11 protein-coding genes are annotated in these 11002 nt (G+C 68.7%); 5 read left to right on the forward strand and 6 right to left on the reverse strand.

Annotated elements, in window-relative coordinates; all coding sequences use genetic code 11:
- Together BN996_RS07480 and gdhB are read right to left on the reverse strand one after the other, a co-directional pair.
- A partial coding sequence (locus BN996_RS07480) for an aldolase/citrate lyase family protein (RefSeq protein ID WP_244878212.1) occupies positions 1 to 383 on the reverse strand: 383 nt, incomplete at its 3' end.
- A 51-nt stretch (positions 384 to 434) separates the two neighbouring features.
- A complete protein-coding gene (gene gdhB / locus BN996_RS07485) occupies positions 435 to 1721 on the reverse strand; it encodes a glutamate dehydrogenase GdhB (RefSeq protein WP_089777951.1) in 1287 nt (428 codons plus the stop codon).
- Positions 1722 to 1930: 209 nt separating this feature from the next.
- On the opposite strand from gdhB, the gene BN996_RS07490 reads away from it, so the two are divergent.
- Together BN996_RS07490 and BN996_RS07495 are read left to right on the forward strand one after the other, a co-directional pair.
- Positions 1931 to 2431 (forward strand): MaoC family dehydratase, encoded by a 501-nt coding sequence (locus tag BN996_RS07490; RefSeq protein ID WP_342341512.1) that lies wholly within the window; start codon positions 1931 to 1933, stop codon positions 2429 to 2431.
- Between the two features lie 75 nt (positions 2432 to 2506).
- Positions 2507 to 2983 (forward strand): DoxX family membrane protein, encoded by a 477-nt coding sequence (locus BN996_RS07495; RefSeq protein WP_089777956.1) that lies wholly within the window; start codon positions 2507 to 2509, stop codon positions 2981 to 2983.
- Here BN996_RS07495 and BN996_RS07500 read toward each other — a convergent pair.
- Entirely contained in the window at positions 2967 to 3326 is a 360-nt protein-coding gene (locus tag BN996_RS07500) for a DUF5658 family protein (protein ID WP_089777958.1), read from the reverse strand. The two genes, BN996_RS07495 and BN996_RS07500, sit on opposite strands and share 17 nt — an antisense overlap.
- Positions 3327 to 3515: 189 nt before the next feature.
- Positions 3516 to 5261 carry an acyl-CoA carboxylase subunit beta gene (locus tag BN996_RS07505; protein WP_089777960.1) on the reverse strand — a complete coding sequence of 582 codons (1746 nt, stop codon included), beginning with the start codon at positions 5259 to 5261 and terminating at the stop codon, positions 3516 to 3518.
- Positions 5262 to 5355: 94 nt separating this feature from the next.
- On the opposite strand from BN996_RS07505, the gene BN996_RS07510 reads away from it, so the two are divergent.
- Positions 5356 to 6657, forward strand: a complete 1302-nt coding sequence (locus BN996_RS07510; RefSeq protein WP_089777962.1) for a hypothetical protein — start codon at positions 5356 to 5358, stop codon at positions 6655 to 6657.
- Here the strand turns inward: BN996_RS07510 and BN996_RS07515 are convergent.
- Both BN996_RS07515 and BN996_RS07520 read right to left on the reverse strand, forming a co-directional pair.
- Positions 6654 to 7547: a class 1 fructose-bisphosphatase gene (locus tag BN996_RS07515; protein WP_089777967.1), complete on the reverse strand. Its 894-nt coding sequence runs from the start codon at positions 7545 to 7547 to the stop codon at positions 6654 to 6656. The genes BN996_RS07510 and BN996_RS07515 overlap by 4 nt on opposite strands.
- A gap of 306 nt (positions 7548 to 7853) precedes the next feature.
- Positions 7854 to 8780, reverse strand: coding sequence for a helix-hairpin-helix domain-containing protein (locus tag BN996_RS07520; RefSeq protein ID WP_089777969.1), 927 nt, complete (start codon positions 8778 to 8780; stop codon positions 7854 to 7856).
- 124 nt (positions 8781 to 8904) lie between these two features.
- Between BN996_RS07520 and BN996_RS07525 the strand changes: the two genes are divergently transcribed.
- Together BN996_RS07525 and BN996_RS07530 are read left to right on the forward strand one after the other, a co-directional pair.
- Complete coding sequence (locus BN996_RS07525) at positions 8905 to 9765, forward strand: 3-hydroxyacyl-CoA dehydrogenase family protein (RefSeq protein ID WP_089777970.1); 861 nt, start codon at positions 8905 to 8907, stop codon at positions 9763 to 9765.
- 148 nt (positions 9766 to 9913) lie between these two features.
- A complete protein-coding gene (locus BN996_RS07530) occupies positions 9914 to 10900 on the forward strand; it encodes an ABC transporter ATP-binding protein (protein WP_042662474.1) in 987 nt (328 codons plus the stop codon).
- Positions 10901 to 11002 lie beyond the last annotated feature (102 nt).

Raw genomic sequence — 11002 nt, forward strand, 5'->3', positions numbered from 1 at the left:
GCGAGGACGCCCGCCGCGCTCTCGACGATGGCGATGACCGGACAGTCCGCGCCCACCTCGCGGGCCGCGTCGGCGACGCTCGTCACGTCGTCGGCGCTCGCCGCCTTCGGGACGACGAGCGCGTCGGGCGGGTGAGCGGCGCAGACGGCGTCGATGTCGTCGCGGCCGGCGTCGCCGGGATTGACGCGGACCGCGACCTCGGCGTCGGGGTCGAAGTCGGGGTCCGAGAGGACGGCGGCGACGGTCTCCCGAGCCTCGGCTTTCCTGTCGGGCGAGACGGCGTCTTCGAGGTCGAAGACGAGCACGTCCGCGCCCGCGCCGGGGGCCTTCCGCAGCAGTTCGGGTCGGTCGCCGGGGGAAAACAGGACGCTTCGTCGGGGCATGGTGTGTGTATCGAGGGGAGCGGTGAAATATCGACTCGTCGGCGACCCGGTTCAGGGCCAGAGGCCGCGGTGTTCGTGCGCCTCGGAGACGCGTTCGAGCGCGACCATGTAGGCGGCGTCGCGCCACGTCGCGTCGTGTTCCTCGACGCGCTCGCGGACGGCGGTCCACGCGCGGAGCATCTCGGTCTCCAGTTCGTCGTGGACGCGTTCGAGCGACCACGAGCGGTGGTTGAGGTCCTGCAACCACTCGAAATACGAGACGGTGACGCCGCCGGCGTTGGCGAGGATGTCGGGGACGACCGGAATCTCGCGTTCCTCGAACAGTTCGTCCGCGGCCGACGTGGTCGGGCCGTTCGCGCCCTCGACGATGAGGTCAGCCCGCACGTCGCGGGCGTTCTCGGCGGTCAGGACGTTGCCGACGGCGGCCGGGATGAGCGCGTCGACGTCGAGTTCGAGCAGTTCCTCGTTCGAGAGCTTCCGCGGCGCGTCGTACTTCATGACGGCTTCGGGTTCCTCCTCGTGGGTCGGCACGTCGTGCGTGTCGAGGCCGTCGGGGTCGTAGATGGCCCCGTTCACGTCGGAGACGGCGACGACCGTCGCGCCCTCGTCGTCGAGGAGTCGCGCGGCGGGCGCGCCGACCGAGCCGAACCCCTGGACCGCGACGGTGGTGTCTTCGACGTCCCAGCCGAGGTAGCCGATGGCCTCGCGGGCGATGATGGCGACGGAGCGGCCGGGCGCGGTGTCGCGGCCCTCGCTCCCGCCGACGACCGGCGGCTTACCCGTCACGACGCCCGCCTTCGTCTCGCCTTCCTGCATCGAGTAGGCGTCCATGAACCACGCCATCGTCTGGGCGTCGGTGCCCATGTCGGGCGCGGGGATGTCCTTCGTGGGGCCGATGAAGGGCCGAAGCTCTTCTGCGAACCGGCGGGTGAGCCGCTCTTTCTCGTCGGCCGAGAGGTCCTTGGGGTCGACGACGATGCCGCCTTTGCCGCCGCCGAACGGGAGGTCCATCACGGCGCACTTCCACGTCATCCACATCGAGAGCCCGATGCACTCGGCTTCGGTCACGGCGGGGTGGAACCGGAGGCCGCCCTTGTACGGCCCGCGGACGCTGTCGTGCTGGGCGCGGTAGCCGGTGTAGACCGCGGTCGAGCCGTCGTCGCGTTCGAGCGGCACCGAGACGCGGTGGACCTGATTCGGGTGTCGAAGCCGCTCGATGACGCCGGGGTCGACGTCGAGGTTCGCCGCCGCGCGTTCGAGCTGTCGGCGGGCCGTCTGGAGGGCTGTCTCTTCGGTCGGTTCGTCGTCCGTCGCGGTGGATGGTGCTGCGGATGCCATGATTGGTCGTGCCGGCCGAGCGCCGGCTGTGCCGGGGGACAGACGCGTCGTCCCGCGCCCGCAGTGACGGCCGAATCGCCGACCGGACGGCCGACCGAATCAGCCGCAATCGGGCGCTTTCGCAATCCTCTATTGTGGATAATTATAATGGTTGTTATCTCCTTTCGCTCGGGGCAATAGTTGTCACGCGATGCGGGGCGACCGGCACGATTTTATCACGGTCTATCACACGTTTCGCCATGACCGGTCTGTACTACGAGGAGTTCGAGGTCGGCCGGACCATCGAACACGAGAAGCGACGCACCGTCTCGGAGTCGGACAACCAGCGCTTCTGCGACATGACGATGAACCAGCAGCCGCTCCACCTCGACGCCGAGTTCGCGGGCGACTCGCAGTTCGGCGAGCGACTGGTCAACGGCCTCTACACGATGAGCCTCGCGGTCGGCCTCTCGATTCCCGACACGACCGACGGGACCATCGTGGCGAACCTCGGCTACGACGACGTGTCCCACCCGAACCCGGTGTTCCACGGCGACACGCTCCGGGCGCAGACGACCGTCCTCGACAAGCGCGAGACCTCCGACGGCGAGCGCGGCGTGGTGACGATGAAAGTCGAGGTGTTCAACCAGCACGACGACCTCGTCTGCGAGTTCGAGCGCACGGCGCTGTCGCTGAAACGCGAGTTCGCCGTCGACGCGGACGGCGACTGAGTCGGCCCAGACTGCGTCGCTCTGCGGTTCCACGCCCACCCGCACCGTTTTCTCCCCGGCGTCGCTAGGCCGGACATGGATTTCGACGACCGCCCCGCGCGGTCCGCCTCGGCGGCCGACTGGGCTTCTTCGGCCACCGACCGGGCCGCGTCGGTCGCCGCCCGCGCACCGGACCCGACGACGCTTGCCCGGGTCGGCCTCGGCGCGATGGTGTTCGCCGCGGGCGTCCACAAGCTTCTGGACCCGCTTTCGTGGTCGGCGTACGTCGTCCCGTGGCTCGCGCCGCTGCTCGTCGTCTCGCCGGTGACGTTCATGCTCGCAAACGGCGTCCTCGAAGTCGGCTTCGGCGCGGCCATCCTCGCCGACCGCTACACCGCCCTCGCGAGCGCCGTCGCGGCCGTCTCGCTGTCGGCGACGTGTCTCTATCTCGCGGTCGTCTTCGTCGCGGAGGGCGGCCTGTTCGGCGACGTGCTCGCCCGCGACATCGGGCTCGCGGGGCTCGCGTGGGCCGTCTCGGTCGACTCGCTCCGGCGGCCTACCCGAACACCGTGACGAGGATGAGTTGGGTGTTCATCAGCCCGGCGACGCCCCACGGGACGGCCACGCCGATGGGAATCGCCCCGCGGTAGCGACTCGGGAGGGCGCGCCACGCGACGACCGCGACCGCGAGCACGACGAGTTTCAGCGAGATGAGCGCGCCAACCGGCCCGAACACGGGAATGAGCGCGAGCACGACGGGGTTCAGTTCGGCGAGTCCCCGGCCCAGTCCGTAGAGCGTCGTCAACACGTCGAGGACGAACGCCAGCATCGTCACGGTCCAGAGGACGTGCTCGTCGCTTACCGCGTGTGCGAATGCCGCTCGGGGCGTCTCGGGAAGGGGAACTTCGTGGCTCATGGCGGGCTATCGGCAGGCGACAGTTCCCGAAGCCGCGGCGAGACGGGACGGACGGGACGAGTGGGACGGGACGGGAGTCGGCCGACGATGAGGTTCGTACCACTCCGACCGTCCTCAGTACGAGCCGCTTAGGTCAGTTATCGTGAGAATACCGGCCGGAAAAACGGAGCATTAACCGCCGAAACCGGTTCAGATGACGGTTCCGTGCTTCTTGTCGGGGAGCGACTTGTCCACGTCCGCGTAGAACTCGAAGCGGGCCGCAAGCTCGTCGCGGAGGGTCGACGGCGGGACGATTTCGTCGATGACGACCTCGCTCGCCATCCGGTGGGCGTCGATGTCCTCGCGGTACTCCTCGCGGAGTTCGTCTTCCATCCGCGCCCGTTCCTCCGGGTCGTCGATGTCGGCGAGCTTGTTCGCGTACACCGCGTTGATGGCGGCCTCGGGGCCCATGATGCCGATCTCCCCCGAGGGGAGCGCGATGACGCTCTCGGGGTCGTAGGCGGGGCCGCCCATGGCGTAGATGCCCGCGCCGTAGGCCTTCCGCACGATGACGGTCTGTTTGGGCACCGTCGCCGACGACGTGGCGTAGATGAACTTCTTGCCCTTCTCCAGGATGGCGTCTTTTTCGACCTGCGAGCCGGCCATGAAGCCGGGCGTGTCACAGAGGTAGAGGAGCGGAATCTCGTAGGCGTCGCAGGTCCAGATGAACTCCGCGGCCTTCTCGGCGGCGTCGGGGAAGATGGCCCCCGAGCGCTCCGTCGGCTGGTTGGCGACGATGCCGACCGGCCGGCCGTCGATGCGGGCGAACGCGGTGACGATTTCCTTGCCGTAGTCGGGCTTCAGTTCGAACACGGACTCGGCGTCGACGACGCGCTCGATGAGGTCGTGGGCGTCGTAGGGGCGGTTCGGCGACTCGGGGATGAGTTCGTCGATGCCGTCGGGCGAGTACCGCGGCGGTTTCGACTCGGAGCGCGGCGGCTTCTCGCCGGCCTTGTCGGGGAGGTAGGTGACGAGTTGGGAGACGAGTTCGCGGGCGTGCGCCTCGTCGCGGGCGACGAGGTCGGCGCTTCCGGACTCCTCGGCGTGCATCCGCGCGCCGCCGAGGTCCTGCATGGAGATCTCCTCGCCGGTGACCATCTTCACCATGCGCGGCGAGGCGATGGCCATCGCGGACATCCCCTCGACCATGACCGTGAAGTCGGCGAAGACGGGCGTGTAGGCCGCGCCGGCGATGCACGGCCCGTAGAGGACGCAAATCTGCGGGACGTACCCCGAGAGCATCGAGTGGTTGTAGTAGTACTTCCCGATGCCCTCGCGGTTGGCGAAGAAGCCGGTCTGCTGGTCGATGCGGCCGCCGGAGGAGTCCATCAGGTAGAGCACCGGCTTGCCGGTCTTGAGCGCCCGCTGCTGCATGCGGAGGAACTTCTCGACGCCGCGGCGGGCCATCGACCCGGCCTTGACGGTGAAGTCGTTGGCCATGAAGTGGAGGTCGCGGCCCTCGAACTCGGCGGCACCCGTGAGGAGGCCGTCGCCCGGCAGGCGGGTGTTCGGGTCCGCCTCGTCGACCTCGGGGGAGTTCTCGTGCCACGAGTCGAAGTTGGCGAACTTGCCGTCCTCGAACGCCAGCCCCTCCGGGAACCAGCGGTCGAGGCGGTCGCGGACGAACAGTTTTCCCGACTCCGGCAGGCGCTGTTTGTACTTCTCGGGACCGCCGCCGAGGATGTCCGCTATCTCCTCGCGGAGTTTCTCCTCGCGCTCGGTCGGTCCCATGTCGTCGTCCAGCGGGAAGGTGTCCGCGGGCGGTTCGGCGTCCGCGACGGCCTCCTCGCCGTCGCCGACGAAGACGTTCACGTCCGTCCCGAGGTGTCGCGCCAGCGCGCTGGCGATGGCCTCGGCCTCGTCGCCGGTCGCGCCGTCGCCGATTCTGACCTTCATACTCGGTGATGCACCACCGTATTCAAAATGGTTTTCCATGTATGATTTGCCGGTCGGGCGAAAGCGATAGGCCCGATGCGCCCGCAGGACCAACGTGTCTCTTCCGCTCTCTCGACGGTCCCTCCTCGAAGCGGTCGGTGTGTTCGGCGTCGGTGCGCTCGCCGGGTGCATCGGTCGTCCGAAGTACGACCGCGAGACGCTCGACGACGCGAGCGAAACGCCGATTCCGACTGTTGGCTCGCCTTCGCTCCCGCTCCCGAACGGATACCTGACGACGGGGCGAACTATTGCACGGGAGCGCGCGGAGCGACTCGACGCCCGACTCTCGAACCTCCCGGCCGAACTCGACGCGAGCGACCGCGCCGTGGCGTCCGCGCGGGACGACCTCTCTGATGCGCGGCGATTCCTGAGCGGGAGCCACCAGCGAACGGCGGCGCTCGACGCGATTCGCTACGCCCGCGAGACGCTCGGCGAAGGCCACGGTTGGCTCGACGCGGCCGAGGGAATCGCGACGGAGTCGGCGCTCCGGAACCGGCTCGACGACTTCGGACCGCTGGTGGCCGAGCGTCGCCGCGATATCGAGTACCGGGCGACGACGGTCCCCGCCGGAATCGTCGTTGCGAGTGCGATAGAAGAACGGATTCACCGCGCGGACGCCGCGCTCGAAGCGGGGTCGTGGGACCTCGACAAAGCCGAACGGGCGGACGGCGACGAGCGCGTGCAGTATCTCGCGATGTCGGCGGGCGAGGTCGTGGCGACTCGTGTCGCCCTCGCCGACGCGGGCGCGCTCGTCGACGGACAGCGGGAACGCGTGTTCGAACACACGTCGGACCTTCGCCGACCGATGACCGCCGCGGCTGAGAGGCTTCTCCGAGCGACGAGCGAGACCGTCGCCGAGTTCGAACCCGTTCCGACGGGTCGACCCGTCGAAGCGATGGTCGTCGCGAGGCTCGCACCCGACACTGAACAAGCGAGCGCGGCGCTCGACCGCGGCGCACCCGCGACGGCGCTCGACGCGCTCGCGGGGGTCGTCCACGCAATCCGCATCCGGGCGCGCGTTCTCGACGCGCTCGATGCCGAGCGCCTCCCGAAGGCAGACGCGGCAGCGACCGTGGTTCGAACCCGTAGGCGGGCGGTCGACGCCCTCTGCGAGTCGCTCGGGTCGAATCCGGGGCCGGTCGAACGGGAGCGACTCCGGTACGCCGAAGACGTGGTTCTCGGCGGCGACCGGCATCTCGAACACCTCCGCGAGTCGGCGCGGCGGAACGATTCGGCCGCGACCGACGCCGCCAGACGTGCGACCGCGGCGTACGCGTTCGGTCGCCTCGCGGCCGAGACGGCGACTGCCGCGGCTCAGCGGGTCGTTTCTGCCACCGAAAACGAAGTTCCGAGTTAGGCGAGCGCGGCTTCGAGCTTCGCGATGAGGTCGGTGTTGCCGACGTACATCGGGGTCCGCGCGTGGAGTTCGTCCTTGTCCACGTCGAGAAGCGACTTCGTGCCGTCGGAGGTCGCGCCGCCGGCCGTCTCGATGACGTAGCCGATGGGGTAGCCCTCGAACTGGACGCGGAGTTTGCCCTCGGGGGCGGACTCCAGCGTGGGGTACGCGAAGATGCCGCCGTAGGTGAGAATCTGGTTCACGTCGCCGATCATGGAGCCGCCGTAGCGGAGCTTGCGCGAGGGGTCCTGTTCGACCTCGCGGGCGAACGCCTCGAAGTCGTCGGTCCAGTCGGGGACGCGGCCGCCGAAGCCGTACACCGACCCCTCGTCGGGGAGCGTGACGTCCTCGCGGACGAGTTCGTGGCTCGCGTCGTCGTGGATGACGTACTCGTCGACGTGGCCGTCGCGGGCGACGACCATCGTCATGACGGGGCCGTAGAGGACGTAGCCGGCGGCGACGAGGTCGCGGCCGTGGGCCGGGAGGGGCGACTCGTAGACCGCGAAGATGGTCCCCATCGTGTTGTTCGGTTTCAGGTTCGACGAGCCGTCGAGCGGGTCGACCGCGACCGACAGGCGGCCGGTGCCCACGTCGACCGACTCGGGGCGCTCCTCGCTTGCGTACTCGCCGACGCCGTCGAGCGCGCCGATGCGCTCGCAGAGGAGGTCGTCGGCGAACACGTCGGCGGCCATCTGCGTCTCGCCGCTCGGGTTCTCTTCTTCGGCGGTGACGCGCCGACCGGGGAGGCCGGTTCGAATCTCGGGCGCGGTGCTCGCGATGACGTCGACCACGCCGTCGATGGTCCGCACGTCGCGGGCGGTGTCGGCGGTGTTGACGTCCGTCGTCGCCATCAGGCCCACCCCTCGGGGCGTCGGCGAGTCGTCGGCGAATCGTCGGCGAGGCGGGAACTCCCCCCGAACGTCGTCGGGGCGGAAGATACCGTCTGCGGGGAGTCGACGGCCGTGTCGGAGCCGGGCATCATCTGATTCAAAATGGTGTAACTACCTATATAAAGACTACGTCTAGGGTCGTTTAGGGAATATTGTTGAATATGGTGGTTATGAAGTTCGTAACGAAATATTACGGGATAATCTCTTCCGAATAAAAATTACTACTCAGATAGTAAAAATTCGGCCGGGGGGAGTTGCAACCGAGACTCACTCCATCGCGTCGCGCGCCTGCGCCTTCCACGCGCTGACGACGGTCGGGTCGATTTGGAGGGCGTCTGCGACGTGTTCCGGGTCGGCGGTGGCGAGCCGTCTGACGGAGCGGACGCCCGCCTCCGCGAGCAGTTCGGCGTCGTCCTCGCCGATGCCGGCGAGCGTCGTGAGCGGTTCGGGTTTCGACCGTTCGCGCCACGCCTCTTCGGCCGCGAGCGCGTCGCCCGAGCCGTCGGCGGACGCCCCCGTCGTCCCGGTCGGCGTCCAATCGCCCGACGCGGTCGGCTCCGAGTGTACGTCCGCCCCGTCTCCCCCGTCCCCCGAACCCGACGGCGTCCAGTCCCCGTCTCGCGCGGGCCTGTTTTTCCCCGCCGCCTCGCCCCGGCCGCTCGGGGTCCAATCGCCGGCTTCGCCGTTGCTGTCGCCGTCGTCGGTGTCGGCTGCGCCGTCGGTCTCGTCCCAGTCGCCCGAACTCGCGGCGACCCACGCGCGCTCGTCGTCGCCCAGTCCGCGGACCTGCGAGGAGCGCCGGTCGAGGTCGTCGCCGGAGTTGAACGACCACGAAAGCGAGTGCCAGCGCCGAATCTTCGCCGCCACGCCGGGGTTCGTCCCCGCGGCGACGAGGTCGCGGTAGCACACCTCGCCGTCGACGATAGCGGCCGCGTCGATGTTCGCCCCGGCGAGGCACTCGGCGGTCGCCGGGCCGACGTATTTCAGGTCCTGTAGCTCGGTCGGGACGCCGTCGCTCGCGCGGTCGCCCCGCGGTCTGAGCAGGTGGGTCAGCGCCTCGTCGGGGTCCGATGGCCCCTCGTCCGGCCCGTTCGCCCGGTCCGTGCCCTCCTCGTCGCTCCGGTGCGCGTCCGAGACGGCTTCCCCTCCGTCCCCGCCCGCGTCGTCTTCGTCGTATCTGCCGGCGTCATTCACCCCAATCACCGTTGCATATCCCCATTCTTGCGCCCGACTTGAGTCTTCCCGTGACAGTCACGAGTCTGTCACTATTCCGAACGCATCGGCAAGTTTTACCTCCCCACCTCGCGCAGACCCGGACATGTACGATACCGAAGATATCGACACGGTGGGCGTCGTCGGCGCGGGAACGATGGGCAACGGCATCGCGCAGGTGGCCGCGATGGCCGGCTACGACGTGGTCATGCGCGACCTCGAAACGGAGTACGTCGAACGCGGCCTGTCGGCCATCGACGACAGCCTCTCGCGGTTCGTCTCCAAGGAGAAACTGACCGAGGACGAGGCCGATGCGACGAAGGGGCGCGTCTCGGGGACGACCGAACTCGCGGACCTCGCGGACTGCGACCTCGTGGTCGAGGCGGCGGTCGAGAACATGGACGTCAAGCGCGAGGTCTTCGCCGACCTCGACGACATCGTGCCGGAGGGCGTCGTGCTGGCGACGAACACCAGCACGCTCTCCATCACGACCATCGCGGCCGCGACAGAGCGCCCCGAACTCGTCGTCGGCCTCCACTTCATGAACCCCGTACCGATTATGAAGGGCGTCGAGGTCGTCCGCGGCGAGAAGACCGACGACGAGGTCGTCGCGTTCGCCCACGACTTTTCGGAGGCCCTCGGCAAGGAGACGTGGGAGTCCGACGACAAGCCCGGCTTCGTCACCAACCGCATCCTCATGCCGTGGCTCAACGAGGGCATCCGCGCCTACGACGAGGGCGTCGCCGAAAAGGAGGACATCGACCGCGGCATGACCCTCGGCACGAACGTCCCGATGGGGCCGCTCACCCTCGCGGACCACATCGGCCTCGACATCTGTCTGGACGCCTCCGAGACGCTGTTCGAGGAACTCGGCGACCGCTACAAGCCGGCGTACCTGCTCAAGCGCAAGGTCGCGGCGGGCGACCTCGGCAAGAAGACGGGCAAGGGCTTCTACGAGTACGACTAGGTACGACTGACGGCGCTTTCCGGCGGTCGCGGGCGTCTTCCACCGTGGGCCGCAAGGAGACGAAACTGTTGCCCCGCGAAGGGGAAGGCTATCAATCCTGAAACCCCGCGCGAACGCTTTTTATGCCGTCCCGCGTGAAACTCTCACAATGATTACGGTCGAGAACCTGCGGAAGACCTACGGCGACTTCCCCGCCGTCGTGGGAAGCGACTTCTCGGTCGAGTCGGGCGAGGTGTTCGGCATCGTCGGCCCCAACGGCGCGGGGAAGACGACGACGCTGAAGATGCTCGCCGGACTCGTCGAACCGACCGGCGGGTCGGCCTCGGTGCTCGGATACGACCCCGAGGAGCCGGCGATGCGGCGCAAACTCGGCTTTCTCCCCGAGGAGTCACCGCTGTACGAGGACATGACGGCGCGGTCGTACCTCCGGTTCTTCGCCGACCTCTACGACGTGCCCCGAGACGTGGCCGACGAGCGAACCGGCGCGGTGCTCGACCGCCTCGACCTCGAATACCGCGACCGCCGGCTCGGCGACATGTCGAAGGGGATGAAGCGCAAGGTCGCCATCGCCCGGTCGCTCGTCAACGACCCCGACCTGCTCATCTACGACGAACCGGCCAGCGGTCTCGACCCGCTGACGACGAACGTCGTCCTGGAGTTCGTCCGCGAACTCCGCGACGAGGACAAGACCGTCGTCTTCAGCGCGCACAACCTGTTTCACGTCGAGTCCATCTGCGACCGCGTGGTCATCATGAACCGCGGGGAAATCATCGCCCGCGGGACGGTCCCCGAGATTCGCGCGGAACACGGCGAGACGACGTACCGCGTGTTCACGACCGTCCCGCTCGCGGAGACGCTCCCCGCGGACGACGAAGTCGACGGCGAGGAGCGCCACGTCGCCGTCGTCGACGAGATGGCGGCCGTCGAATCGCTCCGCGAGCGCGCCGAGGCCGCCGGCGGCCGCGTCGCCGACATCCGAACCGACGAGGCGTCCTTAGAGGACATCTTCCTCCGCCTCGCTCGCGAGGCCCCGACGACGAGCGAAGCCGAGGGCGGCCGCGGGGAGGCGGCTCCCGGTTCGCGCGGCGGCGACGAGCACGAACCGCGCGTCGTCGGAGGAAACAGCCAGTCGTGACCGACCTCAGAACGCGGCTCGTCGCACACGCCCGGACCGTCCTCCGAATCGCCCGCTGGGAGGTGTCGCGCTCGGCGGGGACGCTCGACCGCCGAACCGCCG

Source organism: Haloferax massiliensis (genome assembly GCF_001368915.1).
GTDB classification, from domain to species: domain Archaea; phylum Halobacteriota; class Halobacteria; order Halobacteriales; family Haloferacaceae; genus Haloferax; species Haloferax massiliensis.